The organism is Paeniroseomonas aquatica (assembly GCF_030409335.1).
Classification (GTDB): Bacteria; Pseudomonadota; Alphaproteobacteria; order Acetobacterales; family Acetobacteraceae; genus Belnapia; species Belnapia aquatica.
The window spans coordinates 76,917-101,518 of sequence record NZ_JAUFPN010000108.1 but is presented as its reverse complement, the minus strand read 5'-3'; the positions used below and the strand labels follow the sequence as shown (position 1 = coordinate 101,518).

24 protein-coding genes and 1 pseudogene are annotated in these 24,602 nt (G+C 74.4%); 7 read left to right on the top strand and 18 right to left on the bottom strand.

Annotated features, from left to right (window positions below; genetic code table 11):
- Positions 1-243: pseudogene (locus QWZ14_RS10105) on the top strand (hypothetical protein); the annotation flags it as partial.
- 155 nt (positions 244-398) lie between these two features.
- Here the strand turns inward: QWZ14_RS10105 and QWZ14_RS10100 are convergent.
- From QWZ14_RS10100 to otnK, 4 genes are read right to left on the bottom strand one after another with little or no spacing between them, the layout of a single operon-like run.
- A complete protein-coding gene (locus QWZ14_RS10100; protein ID WP_290316522.1) occupies positions 399-1,034 on the bottom strand; it encodes a nuclear transport factor 2 family protein in 636 nt (211 codons plus the stop codon).
- Complete coding sequence (locus QWZ14_RS10095) at positions 1,004-1,603, bottom strand: nitroreductase family protein (RefSeq protein WP_290316521.1); 600 nt, start codon at positions 1,601-1,603, stop codon at positions 1,004-1,006. Before QWZ14_RS10095 ends, QWZ14_RS10100 begins: the two co-directional genes overlap by 31 nt.
- Positions 1,604-1,622: 19 nt before the next feature.
- Positions 1,623-2,258, bottom strand: coding sequence for a 3-oxo-tetronate 4-phosphate decarboxylase (gene otnC, locus QWZ14_RS10090; RefSeq protein WP_290316520.1), 636 nt, complete (start codon positions 2,256-2,258; stop codon positions 1,623-1,625).
- Positions 2,255-3,532, bottom strand: coding sequence for a 3-oxo-tetronate kinase (gene otnK / locus QWZ14_RS10085; RefSeq protein ID WP_290316519.1), 1,278 nt, complete (start codon positions 3,530-3,532; stop codon positions 2,255-2,257). Before otnK ends, otnC begins: the two co-directional genes overlap by 4 nt.
- Before the next feature lie 527 nt (positions 3,533-4,059).
- Here otnK and QWZ14_RS10080 point away from each other — a divergent pair.
- Positions 4,060-5,430: an MFS transporter gene (locus QWZ14_RS10080; RefSeq protein ID WP_290316518.1), complete on the top strand. Its 1,371-nt coding sequence runs from the start codon at positions 4,060-4,062 to the stop codon at positions 5,428-5,430.
- A 321-nt stretch (positions 5,431-5,751) separates the two neighbouring features.
- Here the strand turns inward: QWZ14_RS10080 and QWZ14_RS10075 are convergent, their stop codons facing one another.
- The 5 genes from QWZ14_RS10075 to QWZ14_RS10055 form a co-directional block, all read right to left on the bottom strand.
- The gene (locus tag QWZ14_RS10075) at positions 5,752-6,651 is read right to left on the bottom strand and encodes a class I SAM-dependent methyltransferase (protein WP_290316517.1); all 900 of its coding nucleotides are present in this window, start codon (positions 6,649-6,651) and stop codon (positions 5,752-5,754) included.
- Positions 6,651-7,688: a glycosyltransferase family 4 protein gene (locus QWZ14_RS10070; RefSeq protein ID WP_290316516.1), complete on the bottom strand. Its 1,038-nt coding sequence runs from the start codon at positions 7,686-7,688 to the stop codon at positions 6,651-6,653. Before QWZ14_RS10070 ends, QWZ14_RS10075 begins: the two co-directional genes overlap by 1 nt.
- A 65-nt stretch (positions 7,689-7,753) precedes the next feature.
- Complete coding sequence (locus QWZ14_RS10065) at positions 7,754-8,155, bottom strand: 6-pyruvoyl trahydropterin synthase family protein (RefSeq protein WP_290316515.1); 402 nt, start codon at positions 8,153-8,155, stop codon at positions 7,754-7,756.
- 14 nt (positions 8,156-8,169) lie between these two features.
- The gene (locus tag QWZ14_RS10060) at positions 8,170-9,135 is read right to left on the bottom strand and encodes a zinc-dependent alcohol dehydrogenase (protein ID WP_290316514.1); all 966 of its coding nucleotides are present in this window, start codon (positions 9,133-9,135) and stop codon (positions 8,170-8,172) included.
- Positions 9,132-9,938: a RibD family protein gene (locus QWZ14_RS10055; protein ID WP_290316513.1), complete on the bottom strand. Its 807-nt coding sequence runs from the start codon at positions 9,936-9,938 to the stop codon at positions 9,132-9,134. The genes QWZ14_RS10060 and QWZ14_RS10055 overlap by 4 nt, the downstream gene beginning before the upstream one ends.
- Before the next feature lie 115 nt (positions 9,939-10,053).
- Here QWZ14_RS10055 and QWZ14_RS10050 point away from each other — a divergent pair, with 115 nt between their 5' ends.
- Together QWZ14_RS10050 and QWZ14_RS10045 are read left to right on the top strand one after the other, a co-directional pair.
- Positions 10,054-11,529 (top strand): methyl-accepting chemotaxis protein, encoded by a 1,476-nt coding sequence (locus QWZ14_RS10050; protein WP_290316512.1) that lies wholly within the window; start codon positions 10,054-10,056, stop codon positions 11,527-11,529.
- 316 nt (positions 11,530-11,845) lie between these two features.
- On the top strand, positions 11,846-13,408 hold the full coding sequence (locus QWZ14_RS10045) for a peroxidase family protein (protein ID WP_290316511.1): 1,563 nt from the start codon (positions 11,846-11,848) through the stop codon (positions 13,406-13,408).
- Positions 13,409-13,441: 33 nt separating this feature from the next.
- On the opposite strand, the gene QWZ14_RS10040 is transcribed toward QWZ14_RS10045, so the two are convergent.
- The 5 genes from QWZ14_RS10040 to fdhD are packed head-to-tail and all read right to left on the bottom strand — an operon-like array spanning position 13,442 to position 16,148.
- Positions 13,442-13,957: a permease gene (locus QWZ14_RS10040; RefSeq protein ID WP_290316510.1), complete on the bottom strand. Its 516-nt coding sequence runs from the start codon at positions 13,955-13,957 to the stop codon at positions 13,442-13,444.
- The gene (locus tag QWZ14_RS10035; protein ID WP_290316509.1) at positions 13,954-14,496 is read right to left on the bottom strand and encodes a hypothetical protein; all 543 of its coding nucleotides are present in this window, start codon (positions 14,494-14,496) and stop codon (positions 13,954-13,956) included. Before QWZ14_RS10035 ends, QWZ14_RS10040 begins: the two co-directional genes overlap by 4 nt.
- Positions 14,497-14,506: 10 nt before the next feature.
- Positions 14,507-14,632 carry a hypothetical protein gene (locus QWZ14_RS10030; RefSeq protein ID WP_290316508.1) on the bottom strand — a complete coding sequence of 42 codons (126 nt, stop codon included), beginning with the start codon at positions 14,630-14,632 and terminating at the stop codon, positions 14,507-14,509.
- Positions 14,633-14,674: 42 nt separating this feature from the next.
- On the bottom strand, positions 14,675-15,283 hold the full coding sequence (mobA, locus tag QWZ14_RS10025) for a molybdenum cofactor guanylyltransferase MobA (RefSeq protein ID WP_290316506.1): 609 nt from the start codon (positions 15,281-15,283) through the stop codon (positions 14,675-14,677).
- Positions 15,276-16,148 carry a formate dehydrogenase accessory sulfurtransferase FdhD gene (gene fdhD, locus QWZ14_RS10020; protein WP_290316505.1) on the bottom strand — a complete coding sequence of 291 codons (873 nt, stop codon included), beginning with the start codon at positions 16,146-16,148 and terminating at the stop codon, positions 15,276-15,278. Before fdhD ends, mobA begins: the two co-directional genes overlap by 8 nt.
- An 82-nt stretch (positions 16,149-16,230) precedes the next feature.
- Between fdhD and QWZ14_RS10015 the strand changes: the two genes are divergently transcribed.
- Positions 16,231-16,767 carry a BON domain-containing protein gene (locus tag QWZ14_RS10015; RefSeq protein WP_290316504.1) on the top strand — a complete coding sequence of 179 codons (537 nt, stop codon included), beginning with the start codon at positions 16,231-16,233 and terminating at the stop codon, positions 16,765-16,767.
- 31 nt (positions 16,768-16,798) lie between these two features.
- On the opposite strand, the gene QWZ14_RS10010 is transcribed toward QWZ14_RS10015, so the two are convergent.
- Both QWZ14_RS10010 and QWZ14_RS10005 read right to left on the bottom strand, forming a co-directional pair.
- Entirely contained in the window at positions 16,799-17,578 is a 780-nt protein-coding gene (locus QWZ14_RS10010; RefSeq protein ID WP_290316503.1) for an ABC transporter permease, read from the bottom strand.
- Complete coding sequence (locus QWZ14_RS10005; protein WP_290316502.1) at positions 17,575-18,363, bottom strand: ABC transporter ATP-binding protein; 789 nt, start codon at positions 18,361-18,363, stop codon at positions 17,575-17,577. Before QWZ14_RS10005 ends, QWZ14_RS10010 begins: the two co-directional genes overlap by 4 nt.
- 225 nt (positions 18,364-18,588) lie before the next feature.
- Between QWZ14_RS10005 and QWZ14_RS10000 the strand changes: the two genes are divergently transcribed.
- Together QWZ14_RS10000 and QWZ14_RS09995 are read left to right on the top strand one after the other, a co-directional pair.
- A complete protein-coding gene (locus QWZ14_RS10000) occupies positions 18,589-21,048 on the top strand; it encodes a PAS-domain containing protein (RefSeq protein WP_290316501.1) in 2,460 nt (819 codons plus the stop codon).
- 203 nt (positions 21,049-21,251) lie between these two features.
- Positions 21,252-23,102, top strand: a complete 1,851-nt coding sequence (locus QWZ14_RS09995; RefSeq protein WP_290316500.1) for an HWE histidine kinase domain-containing protein — start codon at positions 21,252-21,254, stop codon at positions 23,100-23,102.
- Positions 23,103-23,151: 49 nt separating this feature from the next.
- Here QWZ14_RS09995 and QWZ14_RS09990 read toward each other — a convergent pair whose 3' ends face one another.
- Together QWZ14_RS09990 and QWZ14_RS09985 are read right to left on the bottom strand one after the other, a co-directional pair.
- A complete protein-coding gene (locus QWZ14_RS09990) occupies positions 23,152-23,388 on the bottom strand; it encodes a hypothetical protein (RefSeq protein WP_290316499.1) in 237 nt (78 codons plus the stop codon).
- Positions 23,389-23,560: 172 nt separating this feature from the next.
- Complete coding sequence (locus QWZ14_RS09985; protein WP_290316498.1) at positions 23,561-24,589, bottom strand: ABC transporter substrate-binding protein; 1,029 nt, start codon at positions 24,587-24,589, stop codon at positions 23,561-23,563.
- Positions 24,590-24,602 lie beyond the last annotated feature (13 nt).

Below are 24,602 nucleotides of genomic sequence, written 5' to 3'. Positions count from 1 at the left end.
CCGGCCGCGCGCAAGGCCACCGCGGTGAAGCGGCCGGCCGCCCGCAAGGCCGCGGCACCGAAGGCCGTCGCCAAGGCCGCGCCGAAGCGCGCCGCCAAGGCCGCGGCGCCGTCCGCGCGTTCGGAAGCCGCGAAGAAGGGCGCCGCCACCCGCGCCGCCCGCAAGGCCGCGATGGCCAGCCCCGCCGCCGCCACCCCGGCACCCGCCGCGGCGCCGGCCGAGAGCGAGACCCCGGCGACCTGATCGCCGCCTGAACGAGGGCGCCGTCCCGCGAGGGGCGGCGCCCTCGTCGCGACCGGAGCAAACTCCGACCCGCTGGACTCACCAGGCCGGAGATACTTGCTCGCCTGAACAGCAGGCCAGGCGGGCTCCGTGAGCCGGTGCGAACGGAAACCGCGCTAGGCCGCCTCGCCCGCCAGCCAGCGGGCGCCGCGGGCGTAGAGCGCCTCCACCTCCGGCCCCGTCAGCCCCGGCATGTCGGCCTTCACCGCATAGCCGATCTGCGTCTGCAGATAGGCCAGGTGCCGGTAGCCGGCGGGGAAGCGCGCCAGCAGCGCCGCATCCAGCGCCAGCGTCGCCGCCGGGTCCACCGGGTCCATGCGGTCCTTCTCGTAGATCGGCTGGCGCAGCACCACGCCCCAGCGGCCGTCGCGCCGCTCGAGGAAGTCGTAGAAGCGCCCGGTGCAGACCACGTCCACCACCACGCCATGCACCGGCCCGCGCTGGCTGATGGTCATCTTGGTCTGGGCGATGGCCCGCGTCCCCGCGACATCGGCGCTGTGCCCGCCGAGGAAGTGCAGGATGGAGACGCCCTTCGCCCAGGCCGCCTTGCTGGCCGCGATGAACTCGGCCGCCGGTGCCTGGCACCAGGTGGCGCACATGGTGCCGTCCGCGTGCCAGCAGGTGGCGAAGCGCACCCAGTCGCCGGCGTCGCGCCAGACCGCCCAGTTCTCGACCAGCGCCCGGATGGCGAGGCGGTCCAGCATCTCCTGCTGCATCGCGCTCAGCCCTGCCAGCCGCCGAAGAACGCCCATTCCGCCTGCGGCCGGCGCTGCCGCGGCGCCACCTCCCGCTCGGCCAGCGCCTCCGGCAGCGCCTCGGCCGGGCCGACGTGGCCGATGGCGATCGCCGCCACCGGCTCGAAGCCTTCCGGGATGCCGCAGGCCGCGCGCGCGCGGTCCGCGTCGAAGCCCGCCATCTGGTGCATCCCGAGCCCGAGCGCCCCGGCCTGCAGCGCCATCTGCGCGGCCGCCGCGCCGGTATCGTACAATGCATGCCGGTTCGGCTTGCCGTTGGCGGCGAAGGCCAGCCGTGCCACCGCGATCATCAGCACCCCGGCCTGCCGCGCCCAGTCCTGGTTGTTCGGCGAGAGCGTGGCGAGCAGCCCGGCGAAGGCCGCCGGCTCCGCCTCCCGCCGGGCGATGACGAAGTGCCAGGGCTGCCCGTTGTTGCAGCTCGCGGCCCAGCGGGCGGCCTCCAGCAGGCTCTGCAGCGCCGCCGGGGAGACCGCCTCCCCGGTGAAGCTGCGCGGGCTCCAGCGCCGCCGCAGCAGGGCCTCGATGGGGTAGGCGGCGGGGGCTTCCCGGTCGGGCGCGGTGCTCATGCGATGTCTCCTGTCCGGCTCAGCCGAAGGTGCCGAGCAGGTCGTCCACTTCGGCGGGCGTCAGGGTGCGGGCCGGCTGGCCGCGCAGCAGCAGCGCCAGCTTCGCCGCCTCCTCCAGCTCCTCCGCCGCATAGACCGCGTCGTCGAGGGTCCGGCCGGAGACCACCGGCCCGTGGTTCGCCAGCAGCACGGCGCGGGCATCCTTCGCCGCGGCGGCGATCGCCGGCTCCATCGCCGCGTCGCCCGGCCGGTAGTAGCGCACCACCGGCAGGCTGCGGCCGACCCGCATGACGAAATAGGGCGTCAGCGGCGGGATCGGCGCCGCCTCGCCCGGCGCGGCGAGGCAGGCGATCGCGGTCGCATGGGTCGAGTGCAGGTGCACCACCGCCCCCGCTTCCGGCCGCGTCGCCAGGAAGGCGCGGTGCATGAAGACCTCCTTCGAGGGCGCATCACCCGAGACGTGCCGGTACTGCCCGTCCAGCTTGCTGATCCGCGCCGGATCCAGCCGGCCGAGGCAGGAGTTGGTCGGGGTGATGAGGAAGCCATCCTCCAGCCGCACGCTGATGTTCCCGGCCGAGCCGACCGAGAATCCCCGGCCGAACAGCAGCCGCCCATGCGCCGCGATCGCCTCGCGGAGATCCGCCTCGGCGCTCATACGCCGAAGGCCTTCAGGAAAAAGTCGCGCGCGCCGAAGTTGCCGGACTTCAGCGCGAGGTGCAGCCCGGGATGCTCCGCACCCCCGGCGGAGCCGGACTCGGCATAGGTCCAGGGCACGCCCGGGTCGATTTCCGGCCCGATCCGCAACGCCGTGACGCCGAGCCGCGAGACGACGGCGCCCGAGGTCTCGCCGCCGGCGACCACCAGCCGCGTCACCCCGCGCGCCACCAGCGCCGCGGCGATGCCGGCGAGCGTATCCTCGACCAGGGCGCCCGCCGCTTCGCGCCCCAGCTTCCGCTGCAGGGCCGCCACCTTCTCCGGCGGCGCCGAGGCCGCGATGACGATGGGCGCGTCGCCCAGCTTGCCCTCGGCCCAGGCCAGCGCCTCGGCCTGCAGCGCCGCCGCGTCGGGCGTCGCCAGCACGTCGAGCTCCAGCGTATGGGCGTGGTCCCGGGCATAGCCGATCTGCCCCATGGTCGCGCGCGAGCAGGAGCCGGCCAGCACCGCCGCCGGCCCGGCCATCGGCGGCAGGGCGGCGGCCGCCTCGCCACGGTCCGGCAGCAGCCCCTTGGCGCGGAAGTTCGCCGGCAGCCCCATCGCCACGCCCGAGCCGCCGGTGACCAGCGCATGGTCGGCCACCGCCTCGCCGATCGCCAGCAGGTGCGCGTCGGTGACGGCATCGACGATGGCGTAGCGCCAGCCGCTTTCCTTGAGGCCGGTCATAGTGTGGCGCAGGATGGTCACGCCCTGCTCGACCACCGCGAAGGGGATCAGCTTCACCGTGCCGCCGGTCTGCCGGCCCAGCACGCGCACCAGGTTGGCATCCTTCATCGGCGTCAGCGGGTGGTTCTCCATCCCGCTTTCGTTCAGCAGCTTGTCGCCGACGAAGAGATGCCCCTGGAAGACGGTCCGGCCGTTGGTCGGGAAGGCCGGGTTGGCGATGGCGAAGCCGCAGCCGAGCCGCTGGACCAGCGCATCCGCCACCGGCCCGATGTTCCCCGCCTCGGTGCTGTCGAAGGTGGAGCAGTACTTGAAGAAGATCTGCTTCGCGCCGGCCGCCAGCAGCGCCTCGCAGGCGGCCAGGCTCTCGGCCACCGCCTCCCGCGCCGGGGAGGTGCGGGACTTCAGCGCGACGATGATCGCATCCGCCTCCGGCAAGGGCCCCGTGGGCACGCCGATCACCTGCACGGCGGTCATGCCGCCCTTGACCAGCGTATTCGCCAGGTCGGTGGCGCCCGTGAAGTCGTCGGCGATGCAGCCGAGCAATGGCATGGTTCTCTCCCTTGTTGCGGCGGCCCGGCGAGGGTCGTCCCCCGGGTGGGTCGCGCGGTCAAGCGCCTGCGGCAGAAGCACATCCGGGGCGCCGCGGTTCACCCGCCGGTCCGGCATCGTCCTTCCCCGTCCTTGCGGCGAGGCTGATCCCCGTACAGGGTGGGGCCGGGGGATTCCATGGACAAGCGAATCATCCAGGCGGGGGATTCCGGGAAACCGGCGGGCCCTTCGACCTCCGCGTCCGGCACGGCGACAAGCGGCTGGCGGCGGCGGGGTCCGACATGGACTGCCTGCCGAAGGTCATCGTCCGGCTGCGCGACCAGCGCCCGCGGGAGGAATTCGACCGCACCGACCGCCGCTGCCTCTCACCAGCCAGGCGGCCCTGCCCGCCCGCACCCCGATGGATTGCGCACTCGAGGTCGAGGCGGTCGCCTCGGTGCCGGAGGGCTGACGCTTCGGCCGCCGCCGCAGCATCCGCCGCGCCGGCGCGGCTAAGCCTGCGCCTCGCCCGCACCGCCGGAGGCCGCATGACCGATCCGACCCCGCCAGCCCCCGACCGCCTCCCTGGCCGCCTCCCCGCCCGCTTCCCCGGCTGGCAGGTCGCCTGGGCCGCCTTCGTCGTCGCCGTCTTCGGCTGGGGCGTCGGCTTCTACGGCCCGCCGATCTTCCTCCAGGCGGTGCAGGCCTCGCGCGGCTGGCCGGTCTCCCTCGTCTCGGCGGCGGTGACCTGCCATTTCCTGTTCGGCGCCGTCGTCGTCGCCGACCTCGCCCGGCTGCACCGGCGCTTCGGCCTCGTCGCCGTCACCCGGGCCGGGGCGCTGGCGACGGCGCTCGGCATGCTCGGCTGGGCGCTGGCCGCCGAGCCCTGGCAGCTCTTCGCCGCGACGCTGGTCAGCGGCGCCGGCTGGGCGGCGACCGGCGCGGCGGCGATCAATGCGATCGTCTCCCCCTGGTTCAGCCGCCGGCGGCCGGCCGCGCTGTCGCTCGCCTACAACGGCGCCAGCATCGGCGGCGTCGTCTTCTCGCCGCTCTGGGTCGCGCTGATCGCCGGCATCGGCTTCGCCGGCGCCGCCGGGCTGGTCGGGCTGGCGATGGTCGCCACGCTCTGGCTGCTCGCCGGCCGCCATTTCCGCGATGGCCCGGCCGCCCTGGGCCTGCACCCGGATGGCGACGCCGCCCCGGCGCCGGTGCCGCCCGCCGCGCCCCGCCTCCGCCTCCGGGGCGACCGGCGCTTCCGCAGCCTGGCGCTGGCCAGCAGCCTCGGCCTCTTCGCCCAGATCGGCCTCATCGCGCATCTCTTCTCGCTGCTGACCCCGGTGCTGGGGGCCGGCGGCGCCGGGGTGCTGGCCGGGCTGGCGACCGCCTTCGCCATCCTGGGCCGCTCGCTGCTCGGCTGGCTGCTGCCCGCCGCAGCCGATCGCCGGCTGGTCGCGGCGGGGAACTACGGGCTGCAGGCGGCCGGCTCGCTGGCGCTGCTGGCCGCCGGCGGCGAGGCGGTGCCGCTGCTGGTGCTCGGCGTGGCGCTGTTCGGCCTGGGGCTGGGCAATACCACCTCGCTGCCGCCGCTGATCGCGCAGCAGGATTTCGCCGCGGCCGAGACCGGCCGGGTGGTCGCCCTGGTCACCGCCTGCAGCCAGGCCGCCTATGCCTTCGCCCCGCTGGCCTTCGGCGCGCTGCGGGACCTGCTGCCGCCGGCGCCCGGCCTGCCGGGCGGCAGCGCCCCGGCGCTCTACGCCCTGGCCGCCGCGGTCCAGCTCGCCGCCCTGCTGGTCCTGCTGCTCAGCCGCCGTGCCGGAGCATCTTCCGCGGCCAGATCCGCTCCCCCTCCGGCGGATAGGGCCGCCGGCCGAATTCCCCATGGCCCTGCGTCCGGCAGAACGCCGGCGCCTGGATGCTGAAGGTATCCACGCAGATGCCGTGGCAGCCACGCTCCCGCGCCCGCTGCCCGGCCGCGGCGATCACCTGCCGCCCGGGGCCGAGCCGGCGGATGCTCTCATCCGGCCGGAAGCAGCGGATGAAGACCCAGCCGGCATAGCCCTCCCCGACGGACCACCCGGCACCGTGCCGCCGCGCCCGACCAGCAGCGCCAGCGGCTCCCAGGGCGGGTGCCCCGGCCATCGCCGTTCGTTGAAGGCCTCCAGCCCATCCGGCAGCGCCTCGACATCCGCGCTGGCCGGCTCGCCCTCGATGGAGAGGGTCGGCCCCGGTGGTAGCTCCGCCTATGTCCTCCGGGGCAGCGCCAGCACGTCGCGGTGGCCGATCCGTGCCGCCAGCCGCCGCGCCGCGACCTGCTCCAGCCGCGCCTCCAGCCAGGCGCCGATCCGCTGGTCGCCGCGCCGGTCCTGCCGCTGCGCCGCCTCGGCATGGCCCATCACCAGCTCGCTCAGGAAGCGCGAGGCCGCCTCGTGCAGCCCCGGCATCGGCATGGCGCCGCGGCTGCGGACGTCCCAGTCGCTCGGCGCGCTGCTGACCGCGAAGCCGCGCGCCCCGAAGGCCTCGGCGATCGCCGCCGGCGCCCGGTCGCCCAGCGCCACCCCGCCGAAGCCCTTGTCCCGCCCCTGGTCGCGGCGGAAGCCGTCGGCCACCACCCGGTCGGCCGGGTGCGGCGGGGTGAAGCGATCCCGCCCGGTGACGCAGAGCGCGGCGTAGAAGGGTACCCGCAGCGCCGCCGCCAGCCGCCCGACCCAGTCCCGCGAGACCAGGTCGCAGAGCGCCGAGGACACCACCGCGTCCACGCTGTGCAGCGGCAGCCCGCGCGGCGCCTCGGCCAGGTCGGCGACCAGCGTCTCCACCCGCCAGGCGCCGCCCGGGGCATGCACCAGCAGGGTGCGGCGGTTCGGCACGGTCACCTTGTAGCCGATGGCCTCGCTGCGGTCGGCGATGGTGTCGAAGGCCGCCTCCAGCAATTCGCGGTCCGCGTCCACCAGGGTCCAGACCTGCGCCCGGCCCAGCCGCGGCGCCAGGAAGCGCAGCAGGCTGCCGGTCCCGGCGCCGAGGTCGAGGAAGCGCGGCCGCGCCGGCAGCCGCGCCAGCAGCGCATCGGCAAGGTCGGTGTCGCGCGCCATGGCATCGAAGGGCTCGCGCAGGTCCAGCCAGTCGAGCGCGAATTCCTCCGCCATCAGGCCTGCTCCAGCGCATCGAGGAAGGCCGCGGCCCGGTCGCTCCAGCGCGGCAGCCGCTGCCCCGCCGCCCAGGCCGCCTCGGCCATCTCGGCGCGCATCCCGCCATCGTACAGCACCCGCCGCATCGCCCGCGCCAGCAGCATGACGTCGCCGGGCGGCGAGACGCAGCCGGCCTCGACCGGCACCACCTCGGCGATCGCCCCGCCGGCGGTGACGGCGACCGGCAGGCCGCGCGCCAGCGCCTCGGCCGCGGCCATGCCGTAGCCCTCCCAATGGGTCGCCAGGGCGAAGACGTCGCTGCGGTCGTACAGCGCCTCGAGCGCCGCGCCGGAGACCTCCCCGGCGAAGCGCACCCGCTGCGCCAGCCCCAGCTCCTCCACCAGCGCGGCCAGCCCATCGGCATAGACCGCGTCGCGCGCCGCGCCGGCGATGGTCAGGGTCCAGTCGATATCGGTCAGCCGCGCCAGGGCCTTCAGCAGCACGTCATGCCCCTTGCGCGGGATCAGCGTGCCGACCGAGAGGATGGCAACGCCCGGCCCGCCCGAGCCGCGGGCCCGCGGCGCGGGGTCGGTCCCCGGCTCCACCACGCCGATCCGCTCCGGCGCCACGCCGAATTCCGCCGTCAGCTCCCGCCCCGTCGTGGCGGAGGAGACCACCAGCCGCGCCAGCCGCGGAAACATCGCCGCCTCCGTCGCCCGCAGCGCCGCCGCAGCATCGGCGCCGATCCCGGCCTCCATCGCCGTCGGATGATGGATCAGCGCCACCGCCCGGCGGGCGACCAGCGCATCGGCCAGCGGCGCGAAGGCCGGCAGGCCCAGCCCGTCGAGGATGATCCGCGCCCCCGCCGGCACCCCGTCCAGCGCCGCCCGCGCCGCCGCCAGCGCCGCCGCATCCGGCAGCGGATGCCGCCCCGCCAGCTCGACGACCGTCACCTCCTGGCCCAGCGCCCGGAAGCCCTCCACCAGCCGCCGGTCGTAGCCGTAGCCGCCGGAGATGGTCCCGAAGGGCGCCGGCACGAGCAGCGCAATCGGCAAGGCCTGGCCCCGATCCAGACCTTCGGTGCTCGGCTTCGCCTGCGCCCTCCGGTCATCGGACCCCGTCACGCCACCGGCCCCTCGAAGGCCGCCCAGGCATTCGGGCTTTCCCGCAGCAGGATCTTCAGCCCGGTCACGTTGGCCGACTGCGCCCCGAGCTTCCCCGCCCGCAGTGCCGCCGCCAGCAGCCCATGGATGTGCGAGCAGAGGAATTCGGTGGTGGTGTTCACCCCGGCGAAGGCCGGCTCGCCGTCGAGGTTGCGGTAGTCGAGGCCATCGAGCGCCTTCCGCAGTTCCACCTTGGCCAGGCCGATGTCCACCAGCAGCCCGAGCGCATCGATGCCGGGGGCGCGGAACTCCGCCTCCACCGCGAAGGTGGCGCCGTGCAGGCGCTGGGCGGGACCGAATTCGTCGCCGCGGAAGCTGTGCGCCACCATGATGTGGTCGCAGACGGTCAGGCTGTACATGGTCGCTCGCTCGCTCAGTAGGTGACGGTGGGGCAGGGGTGCGCCGCCGGGCCATTCAATATCCCGGGCAAGGCCGCCGGCAATGCGGCGAAGGCGACCGGCGGCGCCAGCAGCGCGTCGAGGCGCGGATCCTCGAGCAGGCGCAGCGCCAGCGCCAGCCGCTCCCCGTGCGTCCGCCGGCCGCGCATCGCCGGCGCGACCTGCCCGACCTGGGTCGAGACGATCGACAGCCGCTGCGCGTGGAAGGCCTCGCCCAGCGGCAGGGTCACGGCGCGGTCGCCGTACCAGCTCGCCTCGACGATCCGCCCCTCGAAGCCGGCCCGGCCGAGCGCCAGCACCAGCCCCTCCGGCGCCGCGCTGGCATGGATGACGAGGTCGCGCTGCCCGGGCGCCTCCTCCGGCGCGCAGAACCGCGCGCCCAGGGCGTTCACCAGCGCCGCCCGCCCGGGGTCGATGTCGCAGACCGCGAGGTCGAGCCCGGGCACCCCGGCCAGCAGCGCCGCCACCAGCAGCCCGACCACCCCGGCGCCGATCACCAGCACCCGCTCGCCGACCAGCGGCCGCGCGTCCCAGAGCACGTTGACCGCGGTCTCCATGTTCGCCGCCAGCACCGCGCGCCGGTCGGGCACCGCATCCGGCACCGGCACGCACATCGCGGCCGGGGCGAGGAAGCGATCCTGGTGCGGATGCAGGCAGAAGACCCGGCGGCCCAGCAGCGCCGCCGGCCCCGCTTCCACCATGCCGACCGCGGCGTAGCCGTACTTCACGGGATAGGGGAATTCGCCGGCCATCAGCGGCGCCCGCATCGCCGGCCACTGGCTCTCCGGCACCCGCCCGGCCAGCACCAGCCGCTCGGTCCCGCGGGAGATGCCGCTCGCCAGCGCCCTGACCAGCGCTTGGCCCTCGGCCGGCGGCGGCAGCGTCTCCTCGCGCAGCTCGGCCACCCCCGGCGCCACGCACCACAGGGCGCGCGCCTTCACGAACACACCCCCGGCCGCACCCGGTCGAGCGCGATGTCGAAAAGCACGTCCGGCGCCAGGTCGTGCACCGTCCAGGCGAAGCGAAGCCCGTCGGCGATGCGCGCCGCCTCCGGCAGGGTGAAGGCCGGGATGCCGGAGCCGAGCAGCACCGGCGCCACCGTCACGTGCAGCCGGTCGAGGCAGCCCGCCGCCAGGAAGCGGCTGACGGTGACGCCGCCGCCCTCGACGAAGAGGCGCGTCAGCCCGCGCGCGGCCAGCGCGGCCAGGATCGCCGGCACCGCCAGCCCGCCATGCGCCGCATCGCGCGGCAGCCGCACCACCTCGGCCAGCCCGAGCCGGTCGCCGCCCGGCGCGTCCTCGGCGGCCAGCAGCAGGGTCGGCGGCCCCTCGCGGAACACCCCGTACCCGGCGCCCAGCCGGCGGTCGGTATCCAGCACCACCCGCACCGGATCGGGGCCTGGGCAGCCCCGCGTGGTCAGCCGCGGGTCGTCGTGCCGCACCGTCCCGGCGCCGACCACGACGGCATGGCAGAGCGCCCGCAGCCGGTGGGTATGCAGCAGGTCGCCCGCCCCGCCGATCCACTGCGAGGAGCCGGAGGCGGTGGCGATCCGCCCGTCCAGCGTCTGCGCCAGCCGCCCCACCACGGTGCAGCCGTCGGCCGCGGCCGGCGGCGCCAGCAGCGGGCCGAACAGCGCCGCCAGCGGCCCGGCCGCCGGCACCGCCCCGCCGGGCGCGTCCCGCAGGGCCAGCAGCGCCGCCCAGCCGGGCGGGGCAGGGGGGCGTCCTTCCGAGGTCATATCCATCGCGGCGGACCTTGCCGGATGCCGGCGCCCGGCGCCAGCGGCCTCGGCGCAAGGATATCTTTACCGGGACCCGCAATGATGGGGCCCTCGAATGAGGACCAGGGGTTCACGACCGATGCGGCTGTTTGGCAAGACCACCTTCGACGTCACCCGGATCGCGGCGCTGGATGCGCTGCGGACCAACGTGATGATCGCCGACCCGGATCTGAACATCATCTACGTCAACCCCTCCGCCATGGCGCTGATGCGCGAGGCCGAGGCGGAGCTGCGGCAGGAGCTGCCGCGCTTCGACCTGGCCCGGCTGATCGGCAGCAACATCGACATCTTCCACCGCAACCCGACGCACCAGCGGCAGATGCTGGCCGGGCTGGCCAGGCCGCATGCGGCCACCATCCATGTCGGCGGCCGGGCCTTCGACCTGCTGGTGACCCCGCTGCAGGACCAGGGGAAGCCGCTCGGCTTCACGGTCGAATGGGCGGATGCGCGGGCCCGCCTGCTCAACCTCGACTATGCCGCGCAGATCGCGGCCATCGGCCGGTCCCTGGCCGTCATCCAGTTCGGCACCGACGGCACCATCCTCGACGCCAACCCCAATTTCCTGAAGGCCATGGGCTACACGCTCGAGGAGGTGCGCGGCCGGAATCACAGCATGTTCGTCGAGCCCGCCCTGCACGGCAGCGCCGAGTATGCCCGCTTCTGGGAAGAGCTGCGCCGTGGCGAATACCAGGCGGCGCAGTTCAAGCGCATCGGCAAGGGCGGCCGGGAGATCTGGATCGAGGCCTCCTACAACCCCATCCTCGATTCCGCCGGCAAGGTCACCAAGGTGGTGAAATTCGCGACCGACGTCACCGGCCAGATGACCCTGCTGGCCAATCTGAAGACCCTGATCGACCAGAATTTCGGCGAGATCGACGGCGCCATCGACCTCTCGACCGGCAGCGCCCGCACCGCGACCACCGCCGCCGAGGAGACCTCGAACAGCGTCCAGTCGGTGGCCGCGAGCGCCGAGGAGCTGGCGACCTCGATCACCGAGATCTCCGAGAGCATGGCCAAGTCCCGCGCCGCCACCGACAGCGCCTTCGACCGCACCGTGGCGGTCGGCCGCAACACCGAGACCCTGGCCAATGCGGCCCAGGCCATGGGCGGCATCGTCGGGCTCATCCGCAACATCGCCAGCCAGATCAACCTGCTGGCGCTGAACGCCACGATCGAGGCGGCGCGGGCCGGCGATGCCGGCAAGGGCTTCGCCGTCGTCGCCTCCGAGGTGAAGAACCTGGCGGTCCAGGCCGCCCGCGCCACCGAGCAGATCTCGGGCGAGATCGACGGCATCCAGGCCACCTCGCTCGAGGTCGCCGGCGCGCTCGACGCCATCCGCGACGCGGTCACCACGGTGCGCGAGAGCGTGACCCTGACCGCCTCCGCCGTGGAGGAGCAGAGCGCCGTCACCCGCGGCATGTCCGCCGACATGCAGACCGCCGCCGGCGCCGTCTCCACCGTCTCGGCGAATATTGCCGAGATCGCCTCGGCGGTGCTGCAGGCCGGCCAGGCCGTCACCAAGACCAAGGATGCGGCGCGGGTGCTGGTACGCTGACGCGCCGCCGCCCCGGGCCTCCATCGGCCCGGCGCTACAACCCATGCGTGTGCAGCAGGACGCATTGCGGCAGTGTAATCAACCGCGTCGTGCATGAAAGCAGAGGGTAATCGTAGAGCAGGATTATTATTGGGAATCTGGACGGAAAATGGTGCGGCTTGCTTGACTCCTGCATGACCGACTGTATCGGTCACCCGGACACTCGACCGACCTGAGCCCGCGTCCCGTGCCATCCGGCGCGGGCGGGCCGGCTGTGGCAGGGCCGCCCCCGCGCGCGCGGGGGCAGTATTCTCGTCCAGGAGAGAGACAAGCGTCCATGGAATACCGCAGTATCGACGGCTCGGGCAACGATCCCGGCAATCCGCTGACCAACGTCACCAATACCGCCTTCCTGCGCCTGGCACCCGAATACTTCGCCGATGACCAGCGCGGACTGGTCGACGGCCCCAATCCCCGCAGCATCAGCAATGTCGTCGTCGGCGAGGGCGCCGCGGACATCGAGAACCCGCAGGGCCTCTCCGGCATGATGTACGCCTGGGGCCAGTTCATCGACCACGACATCAACCTGACCGCCGACAGCCGCACCGGCCAGCCGATCAGCATCGTCATCCCGAAGGGCGACCCCGTCTTCGCCGACGGCACCATCATCCCGATGAGCCGGGCCGACGTGGACGCCAACGGCGACCCGGTGAATGCCGTCACCGGCTGGATCGACGGCTCCATGGTCTATGGCTCGACCGAGGCGACCGCCGCCCGGCTGCGCGCCCCCGACGGCCACATGCTGATGTCGGAAGGCCGCAACCTGCCGGTCGGCCCGGTCGACCCGACCGGCGAGGATGCCGCCCAGTCCGGCGGCCTGCTCGGCCACATCGCCGGCGACGGCCGCGCCGACGAGAACCCCTCGCTGACCGCGCTGCAGACGCTCTTCGTCCGCGAGCACAACTGGCAGGTCGACCGCCTCTATGCCGGGAACCCCTGCCTCGACGGCGACACCGTCTTCAACATGGCCCGCGCCATCGTCACCGCCGAGATCCAGAACATCACCTACCAGGAATTCCTGCCCCACCTCCTCGGCGACCTGGCGCCCGGCGAGTACCGGGGCTTCGACGATGCCGTCGACCCCCGCATGGCCATCGAATTCGCCGGCGCCGCCTATCGCTTCGGCCATTCCACCGTCTCGCCGCGGACCGAGAAGCTGGACGAGTACGGCCACCCCGCCGGCGAGATCTCGCTGCGCGAGACCTTCTTCCTGACGCCGGCCGAATTCGCCGCCGACGGCGGGGCCGACGGGCTGCTGCGCCACCTCGCCTCCGACCTGTCGCAGGCGATGGACGCCCGCATCGTCGAGGACCTCCGCAACTTCCTGTTCGACCCCCCGGTCGGGCTCGACCTCGCCGCCATCAACATCCAGCGCGGCCGCGACCTCGGCCTGCCGCACCTGAACGAGATGCGGGAGGCGCTGCACCTCGACCCCTATACCGCCTTCTGCCAGATCACCGACGACCAGGGCACGGTCGCGGCGCTGGAGCAGGCCTTCGGCTCGGTGGACGCGGTCGACCTCTGGACCGGCGGCCTGGCCGAGCGGGTCATGCCCGGCGCCTTCGTCGGCGAGACCTTCGGCCTCATCATCGCCGACCAGTTCGAGCGCAGCCGCGACGGCGACCGGCTGTGGTTCGAGAACCAGGGCTTCGACGCCGAGACGCTGCAGCAGATCCGGCACAGCGGCCTCAGCGACATCATCCTGCGCAACACCGACACGCAGCACATCCAGGACGACGTCTTCACCTTCGCCGAGCGCCGCGCCGAGGGCAGCGAGGCGATGGACCCCGAGCTGCCGCAGCTCGTCATCCCGCTGCCGGCGGATACCGTGCTGGCCTGAGCGCCACGGGGGCGGGCGCCCGCGGGCGCCCGCTCAGGGCCGGATCAGCGCGTGGGGGAACCAGGGCAGCAGCAGCTGCGCCAGCACCCCCGCCAGGATCGGCAGGGCGAAGGAGGCGGCGAGGCGGATCGCCACGAAGCGCCCGCCGAGCACCGGCCATTCCCAGGCGATCACCCGGTGGAAGCCGAGGATCGCCCAGCCGGTGATCAGCGCCACCATCTGCGCCCCGCCGGCGCCGGCCTTGATGAAGGTCAGCACCAGGGGGAAGGAGACGAAGGGCCCGCCCGGGATGAAGCCCCCGGCGACGCTGGCGATGACGATGCCCACCAGCCCGCTCTCGGGCCCGAGCCAGCCGGCGGCGGCATCGGGCGGGATCAGCTCCGCCAGGAAGGCGGCCATCGGCAGCGCCACCACCAGCAGCGGCAGCACCCGGACGATGGTCTGCCCGGTCTCGCGCAGCGCCCGCTGCGCCGTCGGCACGCCCCGCCGCAGCGCCAGGGCGAAGGCGACCAGCGCCACCACGAAGAGCAGGATCTGGCCGGGCGTCATGCCGTGTTGCCGCTGCCCGGCGGGGTCCAGGCGATCGGGATGCGCCGCGCCAGCGCCCCGGCGATCAGCCCCAGCGGCAGGCCGCAGAGAAAGCGCAGGATGGCGAAGTCGGCGCCCAGCAGCGGCACCTCCCAGACCAGCACCCGCTGGAAGCCGTTCAGCGCCCAGGCGACGATGAAGGCGATCAGCGCGCCGCGGTCCGCCCCCGCCTGGGCCAGCACCAGCACCAGCGGGAAGGCGGCCATCGGCCCGCCCGGCATGGCCATCCCCGCCAGCGTCGCGACGCCGAGGCCCCGCCAGCCGCTCTCGGCGCCCATCCACTTCGCCAGGGCGCCGGCCGGGATGAGCTGCTTCAGGCTGCCGGCCAGCAGCAGCCCCGCCAGCATCGCCGGCAGCACGCCGAGGAAGACGCCCGCGGCCACGCCGAGCGCCCGCATCACCCCCTCGGGCCCGTGCAGCCGCCAGACCGCGGCCCCGGCCGCGAGGCCGATGGCGGCGATGATCAGCAGGTTGGACTGCCGGCGCAGGAAGCCCGGCACGGGGCGGCGGCTAGAGCCGCACGGCCTCCGTCTGGTAGCGCTCCCCGGCGCTGCGCTGGACCTCGGTGTCCAGCACCGCGGCGGCGATCGCGGCCAGGCCGGCGGCGGCGGCGATGCCGATGAGGAAGGCTTTCACGGCGGCGGTCTCCTGGGCGAATCCCCTGCGTATGGGTCCGCCTCAGGGCGATGGCAAGAGGGCTTCCGCCGCCGCCAGATCCTCCGGCGCATTGGCGTTGAAGAAGGGGTCGACCGGCACCGCCGGCCAGGCGGCGCTGGCGCAGCCGAAGCGCGCGGTCCAGCGGTCGATCTTCCGCTCCCCCGCCAGCAGCGCCGCCCGCAGCTCCCCGCGCAGCGCGACCGGCCAGAGCGCGATCGGCGGATGGGTCCAGCCGCCGGAGGCGGCGCAGGCCATCGGCACGCCGGCCGCCCGCCGCGCCGCCTCCAGCCGCTGCACCAGATCCGCCGGCAGGAAGGGCCCGTCGCCCGGCACCGAGAGCACGGTCGCGACCTCCGGCCGCTCCGCCGCCGCCCAGTCGAGCGCCGCCAGCACCCCGGCCAGCGGCCCGGGGTAGTCCGGCAGCGGGTCGGCCACCACCGGCAGGCCGAAGCCGGCGAAGCGGGCCGGGTCGCCATTGGCGTTGAGCAGGATGCCCGCCACCTGCGGCGCCACCCGCTCGATCACATGCGCCAGCAGCGGCCGGCCGCCCAGCAGCCGCAGCGGCTTGTCGCCGCCGCCCATCCGCCGCGCCAGCCCGCCGGCCAGCACCACCGCCAGCACGCTATGCATCGCGGCCGTTCTTGCGCCAGTGCTTCGGATTCTCCTCGCCCACCGCGGCGAGATCGGCGTCGAAGACGATCCGCTCCTCCCCGGCCAGGGCCACGAAGCGCTTGCCCTTGCAGCGGCCGATCAGGGTCAGCCCGACCTCGCGCGCCAGCTCCACCCCCCAGGCGGTGAAGCCGCTGCGGGAGATCAGGATGGGGATGCCCATGCGCACCGTCTTGATCACCATCTCCGAGGTCAGCCGCCCCGTGGTGTAGAAGATCTTGTCGGCCGGGTCGCAGCCGGTGCGGAACATCCAGCCGGCGATCTTGTCCACCGCGTTGTGGCGGCCGACGTCCTCCATGTAGACCAGCGGCGCATCCGCCTTGCACAGCGCGCAGCCATGGATGGCGCCGGCCTCGAGGTAGAGCGTCGGCAGGGTGTTGATCGCCTTCAGCAGGCCGTAGAGCCAGCTCGTGCGCAGCGCCGCGGGCGGCAGCGTCCGCTCGCCGAAATCCTCCAGCAGGTCGCCGAAGGCGGTGCCCTGGGCGCAGCCGCTGGTCAGGGTCTTCTTCTTCAGCTTCGCCTCGTAGTCGGTGCGCCGCGCGGTCCGCACCACCACCACCTGCAGGTCATCGTCGTAGTCGATGCCGGTGACCGCATCGTCCCGCCGCAGCATGCCCTGGTTCAGCAGGTAGCCCAGCGCCAGCTCCTCCGGCCGGTCGAGGATGGTCATCATGGTGACGATCTCCTGCCCGTTCAGGTAGAGCGTCAGCGGCCGCTCCACCGTCACGCTCGCCTCGATGCGCGCGCCGGTGTGGTCGAGGCCCGAGACGCGCCGGGTCAGCCGCGGGTCGGAGGGATCGGGCTGGACGAGGAGGGGGCCTGGCATGGCCCTGAGGTGAGGCGCCCCCGGCCCGGCGGCAACCCCGGCCCGCCGTCACACGTTCCCGCGGGCGAAGGAGAGACGCCTGATGCCCAGCTACCACTTCCCCGCCGAGGCCGGCCAGCCGCTGCCCGATGCGACGCCGGAGGCGATCGCCGCCCTGCTCGACCGCATGGGGGTCGCGCATGCGGGCGTCCGCATCGCCCGCCGCGGCGACACCGTGACGCTGGAGGGCCGGGTCGCCGATGCCGCCGCCGAGGAGCTGCTGGTGCTGGCGACCGGCAACCTCGCCGGCATCGCCCAGGTGCGGGACCAGCTGACCGCCGGCCAGGCCCCCGGCCTGCTCGACAGCCTCGGCGCCTTCGCCCGGCTGCCGGCCGGCAGCGCCAGCACCGAGGCGGCCGAGACCGCCGTCCATGCCGCCATGCCCGAGGCCGGCACCCGCTTCGGCCCGGCCGGCAGCCTGTTCCACGCGCTGCAGCCGGGCGAGACCCTGGCCGAGATCGCCGAACGCCACTACGGCGACCCGGGCGGCCAGCGCCGCCTGCAGGAGGCCAATGCGCCGGTCCTCGCGGGTGGTGCGCCCGGCCCCGGCCTGGTGCTGCGCATCCCGCCGAAGCCCTGAGGCGGCGGCCGGGGCGGCGCCCGCCCCGGCCTCAGCCCTCGGGCGTCATCGCGCTCTCGTGCCAGCGCCGGAGCAGCAGGTGCTGCACCAGTCCGAGGACCGCGAAGATCGCGATCCCCGCCGCCGAGATCAGCGCCAGCGCCGCGAACATGCGGGGGATCTTGAGCTGGTAGCCCGCTTCCAGGATGCGGAAGGCCAGGCCCGAGCCGGTCCCCCCCGCGCCGGCGACGAATTCCGCGACCACCGCGCCGATCAGCGCCAGCCCGCCGGCCACCCGCAGCCCGGCCAGGAAATAGGGCAGGGCGCCCGGCAGCCGCAGCAGCCAGAGCGTCTGCCAGCGCGAGGCGCCATACAGCCGGAACAGCTCCAGATGGTTGCGGTCGGCGCTGTTCAGCCCGAGCACGGTATTCGACAGCACCGGGAAGAAGGCGACGATCCAGGCGCAGATGAGCAGGGAGACGGTGACGTCGTCGACCCAGATGAGGATCAGCGGCGCGATGGCCACGACCGGCGTCACCTGCAGCACCACCGCATAGGGGAAGAAGGCCCGCTCCACCCAGCGGGACTGGGCGAAGGCGACCGCCAGCAGCCCGCCGAGGCTGACCGCCAGCAGCAGCGCCAGCAGCGCGATCCGCAGCGTCACCAGCAGCGAGCCGGCCAGCAGCGGCCAGTCCGCCACCAGCGCCTGGCCGATCGCGACCGGCCCCGGCAGCACGTAGCTCGGCACCGCATAGTGCCGCACCAGCCCCTCCCAGCCGCCGAGCACGGCCAGCCCGACGATCCCCGGGGCGATGGCGTCCTGCGGCTTCACGGCGCCATCGCCCGTTCCAGCGCCTCGGTCGCCTGCCGGCACAGCGCGGCGTAGTCCGCCGAGGTGCGGAACCCGGCCGGCCGCGGCGCGGCCGCGCCCCCCGGGACGCCGCCCGGCAGCACCACCGGCATCTCCGCCACCACCCGCCCGGGCCGCGCCGCCATGAGGATGACGCGGGAGGCGAGGTAGACGCTCTCGAAGACCGAATGGGTGACGAAGACCACGGTCGTCCCATCGGCGCCGCCGCTGCCGGCCCAGAGCCCGAGCAGGTCGTCGTTCAGCCGGTGCCGGGTCAGCTCGTCGAGCGCGGCGAAGGGCTCGTCCATCAGCAGCAGGCTCGGCCGGGTCACCATCGCCCGGGCGATCGAGACCCGCATCCGCATGCCCCCCGAGAGCTCGCGCGGCCAGGCCCGCTCGAAGCCGGCCAGCCCGACCGCGGCCATGGCCGCCGCCGCCCGCGCCTCCTGCTCCGCCCGGTCGACCCCGGCGAGGCGCAGCGGCAGCCGCACGTTGCCCAGCGCATCCGCCCAGGGCAGCAGGGTCGGGTCCTGGAAGACGAAGCCGACCTGGCGGGAGGCGGCGCGGCGGATCACCCCCTCGGTGGGCGCCGCCAGGCCGGCGATCAGCCGCAGCAGGGTCGACTTGCCGCAGCCGGAGGGGCCGAGGATGGCGAGGAATTCCCCCGCCTCGATCCGCAGCTCCACCCCGGCCAGCGCCTGGGTGCCGCTGGCGAAGCGCTTGCCCACCCCTTCGAGCGCGACCAGCGTCATGCGGGCAGGGGCCATGATGGGAGAGGGCGGGGCGGCATCGGCGCCAGGATGCGGCCGCCGGCCGGAGCGCGGCAACCCCGCCCCGGGCCGGATCGGCAGGAATGCCTCAGTCCGCCGGCTTTCCGCCGGGCCGCCGCCGATTGGTCCAACGAAACGGCCCCGCTGCAACCACAGATATGCTAGAGCGCCTGCCGCGCTGGTGAACCACATGCCCGATTCTGCCGGGGAGCCGAGAGTCCCATGGCCCTGAGGCCGCCCCGCTTCCGCCCGATCCGCCGCGACCGGGCCGGGCTGGCGCTCGCCGCGCTGGCGGTCGGGCTGCTCTGGCTGGCCATCGGCCTGACCATCCGCCGGCAATTCGACACCGCCGCCGACCTCGCCCTGCGCGAGACCGCCAACCTCGCCCGGATCCTGGAAGCCCAGGTCGCCGGCCGCATCGACGCCATCGACGCCACCCTGCGCTTCAGCCAGGTCCTCTTCGCCCGCGACCCGGCGGCATTCAGCCTGGGCGACTGGTCGGTCATCGGCGGCGACCCGGAAACGGTCAGCGCGGTGCTGGTCAGCCCGCAGGGCTTCGCCCTGGCCACCCGGGACGGGCCGCTGGCCGAGCCCCTCGACCTGCGCGATCGGCCGCATATCCAGGCGCATCTGCGCGACCCCGCGGCGGACCGGCTGGAGATCGGCTGGCCGGTCCGCGGCCCGCTGAGCGGCCGGCCCATCATCGCCTTCTCCCGCAGCCTCCGGACCGCCGCCGGCGAGCCGGGCGGCATCATGCTGCTGGCGCTGGATGCCACCCTGTTCTCCCGGCTGCACCAGGCGCTCGACCTGCGCGACGGCCGGATCCTGCTGGTCGGGCTGGACGGGGTGATCCGCGCCCGCAGCCCGGACGGGCCCGTGGCGCCCGGGGACCGCCTGCCGGAGGCGGCAATGACGCCCTTCCGCGCGGGGCTGGTCGAGCGCACCGATGTCCGCAGCAGCGCGCTCGACGGCACCCCCGGCTTCGCCACCTGGCGCCGGGTCGCCGGCTATCCGCTGCTGGTCACGGTCCGGCTCGCCGCCGACCGGGTGCTGGCCGAATCCCGCCGCTACCGGCTGCAATGGCTCGGCCTCGGCGCCCTGTTCACGCTGCTGACCGCCGGGCTCTGCGGGGCGGTGGCGCGCATGCGCCGGATGGAGCGGGCCTCGCGCGCCGCGCTGGAGGGCACCTTCGCCCATGTCGGGCATGGCATCATGATGGTCGATGCCGCCGGCCGGGTGGTGCTGGCGAATGCCCGGGTCAGCGACATGCTCGGCCTGCCGCCCGGGCTGATGGTGCCGGGCCGGCCGCTGGAGGAGATCATCCGCTGGCAGGAGGCGGCCGGCGAATACGGCAGCCGGGCCCCGCCCGAGCACCTCGCCAGCCAGGACCCGAGCCACGGCGCCGCGCCCTATATCTGGGAACGCACCCGCCCCGACGGCACCGTGCTCGAGATCCGGGTCGACCACCTGCCCGACGGCGGCTTCGTCCGCAGCTGGACCGACGTGACCGAGGCCCGCCGCACCGCCGCCGCCATCGCCGCCGCCCGCGACGCGGCGGTGGCGGCGCGGGCGGCGCTCAGCGCCGCCTTCGAGCAGGCGCCGCTCGGCATCATCCTGCTCGGCGCCGACCATCGGGTCGAGATCATGAACAGCCTCGCCGTCGCGCTGCTCGACCTGCCGCCGGCGCTCGCGGTCCCCGGCACCCCGGGAGCCGAGATCCTGCGGCTGCAGCTCGCCCGCGGCGACCTGGCGGCGCAGCCGGAGCTGGAGCTGGACGCCCGCCACGCCATCGCCGACGGCGACGTGCCCGACCGCGCCTATGTCCGCCCGAGCCGCGACGGCCGGCTGCTCGAGATCCGCGGCCGCCACCTGGCCGATGGCCGGGTCATCCGCACCTATGCCGACATCTCCGAACGCCAGGCGGCGCTGCGCCAGCAGCAGGCCGCCCAGGCGGCGGCCGCCTCGGCGCTGCGGAGCCGCAGCGAATTCCTCGCCACCGTCAGCCACGAGCTGCGGACCCCGCTGCATGCGGTGATCGGCTTCGCCGAGGTGCTGCTGCAGCAGCAGCCGGGCCCGGCCCAGGCGGCGAGCCTCCGCGAGATCGAGTCGGCCGGCCGGCAGCTGCTGGCGCTGGTGGACGACATCCTCGAGGTCGCGCGGCTGGAGCAGGGCCGGCTCACCCTGCGGGAGACCGCCTTCGACCCGGCCGCGACGCTGCGCGAGCTGGCCGGTCCGGCGGCGGCGCGGGCGGCGGCGCGGGGGCTGCGCTTCACCCTGGAGCTCGACCCGGCGCTGCCGGCCGAGGCCTTCGGCGACGCCGGCCGGCTGCGCCAGGTGCTGGTGAAGCTGCTGGACAATGCGGTGAAATTCACCGCCGCCGGGGGCATCGGGCTGAGCGCCACCGTCCTGGCCGAGACCGCCTCCGGCTGGCGCCTCGACATCGCCGTCGCCGATACCGGCATCGGCATCCCGGCCGAGGCCCGGGAGCGGCTGTTCGATCCCTTCGTCCAGGCCGATGCCTCCAGCGCCCGCCGCTACAACGGCGCCGGCCTCGGGCTGGCGGTGGCGCGGATGGTGGTGGAGGCCATGGGCGGGACCATCGCGGTCGAGAGCGCGCCGGGCCGGGGCAGCACCTTCCGCATCGCGGTGCCGCTGGCGCGGATGGCGCTGGCGCCGGCCTGAGGCCGGCCGCGTATCGACAATGACTCGCCCGTTGGAAAGCCGCCCCCTGTCCCGATTGCCCGGCAGGGCCTTGCAGAAAGCCCGATTCGACGCCGGTCCGGATATGCTTGAATGTTGAATTATTAACCTGCGGTAGAAATTCCCCGCGCATTTGACTTCGGTGGTATCAAGGGTACTTCCTTCACCTCCGGGTTCATCCGCACATGGATACTTCGGCGCCGCACCACCCGGAGGGCGCCACCCTTGGCATGGTCTCCCCGAACGACGGCACGCCGGAGCGCCCGGCCCGCCCCGGGGCCCGCCCCGCACCCCGCGCCGGCGCCGCCCTCATGCCTGATTACACCGCGCTTTGGCCCAAGCGGCCTCCCGGCGCGGACCCCGACGGCCGGCGCCTGCACCGGGAACGCTCCAGGTACCAGGAGATGCTGCGCCAGCAGAGCGTGCTGGCGCATTTCGGCCGCTTCGCCCTGCGCAGCGACAGCCTCGACGCCATCCTGACCGAGGCCTGCCGCCTGGCCGGCGAGGCGCTCGGCACCAACCTCGCCAAGGTGATGGAATTGCAGCCGGACGGGCAGGCGCTGCTGATCCGCGCCGGGGTCGGCTGGAAGCCCGGCGTGGTCGGCCAGACCCGGCTGCAGGTCGAGGGCACCTCGCCCGAGGGCGTCGCCCTCCGCTTCGGCAAGCCGGTGAGCTCGGCCGACATCGAGAAGGACGACCGCTTCCAGTATGCCGCGGTGCTGAAGGACAACGGGGTCCGCGCCCTGATCAACGTCATCATCATCGGCGGCCGCGGGCGGCCGCCCTTCGGCCTGCTGCAGGTGGCCGACCGGGTGCCGCGCCGCTTCACCCGCAGCGACACCGCCTTCCTCCGCGGCTACGCCAACCTGCTGTCCGCCGCGGTCGGCCGCCTGCGCTCCCTCGAGGAGGCGCGCGAGGCCAACCGCCTGCTCGAGCGCCGGGTCGGCGCCCGTACCCGGGCGCTGACCATCGCCAATGCCCGGCTGCGGGCGGAGGTGCAGGACAGCCGCCGCCTGCGCCACGTGCTGCGCGACGCCGGCAGGCTGGAGGCCGCCTTCGAGCACCTGCCGATCGGCGTCGGCCTGATCGGCCATGCCGGGCAGGTCATCTTCGCCAATCCGGAATTCCGCCGGCTGCTGCCGGACCCCGGCGGTTCCTCGGTCGCCACCCGCTCGGCCGGGCCCTGGTCCGCCATCGATGCCGCCGGCGGCACCCTCGCCCTGGCGGACTTCCCGGTGAGCCGGGCGCTGCGTGGCGAGCTCGCCCTCGATGTCGACTTCCGGTTCCGGGACCCGGAGGACCGGGTGCTGTGGCGCCGGGTCAGCGGCATTCCGGTCCGCAGCCCGGCCGGCCGCATCACCGCCGCGCTGGTGGTGATGACCGACGTGGACGAGGCCAAGCGGGCGGCCGAGCGGCAGACCCTGCTGGCCCGCGAGGTGGACCACCGGGCCAAGAACATGCTGGCGGTGGTGCTGGCGGCGCTGCGCCTCACCCGGGCCGACAGCATCCAGCATTTCGTCCGCGCCATCGAGGGACGGGTGATGGCGCTGGCCCGGGCGCAGACGCTGCTGGCGGCGGACCACTGGTCCGGGGCCGACCTGGGCGGGCTGCTGCGCGGCGAGCTGCTCAGCTTCCTCGACCGCCTGGACGCGGGGCCGCGGGCGCAGCTGCAGGGCGCCGCGGTGACCCTCCCGGCCCGGGCGGCGCAGCCCATCGCCATGGCGATCCACGAGCTGGCGACCAATGCGGTGAAGTACGGCGCCCTCTCGGCCAGCACCGGGCTGCTCTCGATCCGCTGGGAGCTGGGGCGCCCCGCGGCACCCGGGCGGGGCGCCGGCCCGGTGCTGCGGCTGCACTGGACCGAGACCGGCGGGCCGCCGGTCGGCCTGCCGCCGGCGCGGCAGGGCTTCGGCACGCGCATGCTGGCCCGGCTGCTGCGGGACCAGCTCGGCGGCGAGGTGGCGCTGGAATGGCGGCCCGCCGGCCTGGATTGCACCCTCGAGCTGCCGCTCGACCCGGAGGCCGCGGCCGATTAGGCGCCGAATCCGCTGGCGCTCCGGCCCGGCGCCTGTTATAGGAAAATAATCAACGGGAACGCTGGCGCCGGCTCTCGATCAGCCGCATCGCCTCCCACAGCACCTCGCGGGTGATGCCCTCGGGCGCGAAGCGGTCCTCGACCCAGGCGGCGGAGGGGGCGATGACCGGCCGCAGCACCATCGCGCCCTGCTCGACCTGGGCCTCGAGCCAGCCGGCGGTGCCGAGGTGCTGGCGATAGGCCTTGGGGATGGTGAGCTGCCACTGGGGCGAAATCCGGATCATCATGCGCCGCTCCCTGGCCGGACCCCGCCGGCGGCGGCATAAAAGACTAAATTCCTAAATTTGTCAAGCCAAACCGAGGAGGATCAAGGGCTTCGCCGCCGCGGCCTGAGGGAGATTGAGGCGAATTGAGCGGAATTGAGCCGAATTGAGGGGAATTGAGCGAAGTTGGGCCGCCTCAGCCCCGGCCGATCCCGGCATTCACCAGGGAGAGGTCGAAGGCCCGCCGCCAGTCCATCGCCGCCGGCACGATCCCGACCTCCGCCGCCGCCGCGTGCAGCGCCGCCCAGCGCGCCTCGGTCATCGCCCCGATGCCGAGCGTCGCCGCGTCGCCGGACCGCACGATGCCCTGCTCGTTCATCATGCGGGTGCCGTAGGCGAGCAGCGCATCGCCCATCTCCGGGTTCTGCGCCCGGATCAGCCGGTTCGCCGGCGCGGTGTCGAAGCCGCCGGCCGGGCCCTTCAGGTACTGGTCCCAGCCGGCGAGGCTGGCCTCGACGAAGCGCTGGATCACCTCGCGCTTCGCCGCCAGGGTCGCCCGGCCGATGCTGATGGTGGTGCCGTAGTCCTGGAAGCCGCTGTCGTGCACCAGCAGCAGCACCGGCTCGACCCCTTGCTCGCGGATCGAGAAGGGCTCGCTGCCGAGGTAGCCCTGCTGGACCACCCGCCTGTCCGCCAGGAAGGGCGCCAGGCTGAAGGTATAGGGCCGCACCTGGTCGTCGCTCAGCCCGTAGCGCTGCCGCACGAAGGGCCACCAGGTGACGCGCGGCTCGGCGCTGATCAGCACCGGCCGGCCCTTGAGCGAGGCGAAGCCGTCGATGCCGGTGCCGGGGTGGCCGATCAGCACCACCGGGTCCTTCTGGAAGATCGCGCCGATGCAGAGGAAGGGGATGCCCTCCCGGACGAAGCCCAGCGCCGCGAGGCCGTTGCCCATGGCCATGTCGACCCGGCCGCCGATCAGCAGCTGCGCCGGGTTGATCTGCGGCCCGCCCGAGCGCAGCTCGACCTCGAGCCCCGCCGCCCGGTAGAGCCCCGCCGCCTGCGCCTGGTAGAAGCCGCCGTGCTCGGCCTGGGCGCGCCAGTTGGTGACGAAGCTGACCCGGTCGAGCCGCGGCTGCGCCCGCACCGGGCCGGCCGCGACCAGCAGCGGCCCGCCGGCCAGGCCGAGCGCCGCGCGGCGCGAGACGATGAAGCGCTGCACTCCCATGGCGACCGCCTCC

What these genes read in the sequence shown, in the direction of transcription:
- QWZ14_RS10100 (WP_290316522.1), bottom strand. Translation starts at nt 1,034, where the DNA reads ATGGGCGTTCTTCGGCGGCTGGCAGGGCTGAGCGCGATGCAGCAGGAG.
- QWZ14_RS10095 (WP_290316521.1), bottom strand. Translation starts at nt 1,603, where the DNA reads ATGAGCACCGCGCCCGACCGGGAAGCCCCCGCCGCCTACCCCATCGAG.
- otnC (WP_290316520.1), bottom strand. Translation starts at nt 2,258, where the DNA reads ATGAGCGCCGAGGCGGATCTCCGCGAGGCGATCGCGGCGCATGGGCGG.
- otnK (WP_290316519.1), bottom strand. Translation starts at nt 3,532, where the DNA reads ATGCCATTGCTCGGCTGCATCGCCGACGACTTCACGGGCGCCACCGAC.
- QWZ14_RS10080 (WP_290316518.1), top strand. Translation starts at nt 4,060, where the DNA reads ATGACCGATCCGACCCCGCCAGCCCCCGACCGCCTCCCTGGCCGCCTC.
- QWZ14_RS10075 (WP_290316517.1), bottom strand. Translation starts at nt 6,651, where the DNA reads ATGGCGGAGGAATTCGCGCTCGACTGGCTGGACCTGCGCGAGCCCTTC.
- QWZ14_RS10065 (WP_290316515.1), bottom strand. Translation starts at nt 8,155, where the DNA reads ATGTACAGCCTGACCGTCTGCGACCACATCATGGTGGCGCACAGCTTC.
- QWZ14_RS10055 (WP_290316513.1), bottom strand. Translation starts at nt 9,938, where the DNA reads ATGGATATGACCTCGGAAGGACGCCCCCCTGCCCCGCCCGGCTGGGCG.
- QWZ14_RS10050 (WP_290316512.1), top strand. Translation starts at nt 10,054, where the DNA reads ATGCGGCTGTTTGGCAAGACCACCTTCGACGTCACCCGGATCGCGGCG.
- QWZ14_RS10045 (WP_290316511.1), top strand. Translation starts at nt 11,846, where the DNA reads ATGGAATACCGCAGTATCGACGGCTCGGGCAACGATCCCGGCAATCCG.
- QWZ14_RS10040 (WP_290316510.1), bottom strand. Translation starts at nt 13,957, where the DNA reads ATGACGCCCGGCCAGATCCTGCTCTTCGTGGTGGCGCTGGTCGCCTTC.
- mobA (WP_290316506.1), bottom strand. Translation starts at nt 15,283, where the DNA reads ATGCATAGCGTGCTGGCGGTGGTGCTGGCCGGCGGGCTGGCGCGGCGG.
- fdhD (WP_290316505.1), bottom strand. Translation starts at nt 16,148, where the DNA reads ATGCCAGGCCCCCTCCTCGTCCAGCCCGATCCCTCCGACCCGCGGCTG.
- QWZ14_RS10015 (WP_290316504.1), top strand. Translation starts at nt 16,231, where the DNA reads ATGCCCAGCTACCACTTCCCCGCCGAGGCCGGCCAGCCGCTGCCCGAT.
- QWZ14_RS10005 (WP_290316502.1), bottom strand. Translation starts at nt 18,363, where the DNA reads ATGGCCCCTGCCCGCATGACGCTGGTCGCGCTCGAAGGGGTGGGCAAG.
- QWZ14_RS10000 (WP_290316501.1), top strand. Translation starts at nt 18,589, where the DNA reads ATGGCCCTGAGGCCGCCCCGCTTCCGCCCGATCCGCCGCGACCGGGCC.
- QWZ14_RS09995 (WP_290316500.1), top strand. Translation starts at nt 21,252, where the DNA reads ATGGATACTTCGGCGCCGCACCACCCGGAGGGCGCCACCCTTGGCATG.
- QWZ14_RS09990 (WP_290316499.1), bottom strand. Translation starts at nt 23,388, where the DNA reads ATGATGATCCGGATTTCGCCCCAGTGGCAGCTCACCATCCCCAAGGCC.
- QWZ14_RS09985 (WP_290316498.1), bottom strand. Translation starts at nt 24,589, where the DNA reads ATGGGAGTGCAGCGCTTCATCGTCTCGCGCCGCGCGGCGCTCGGCCTG.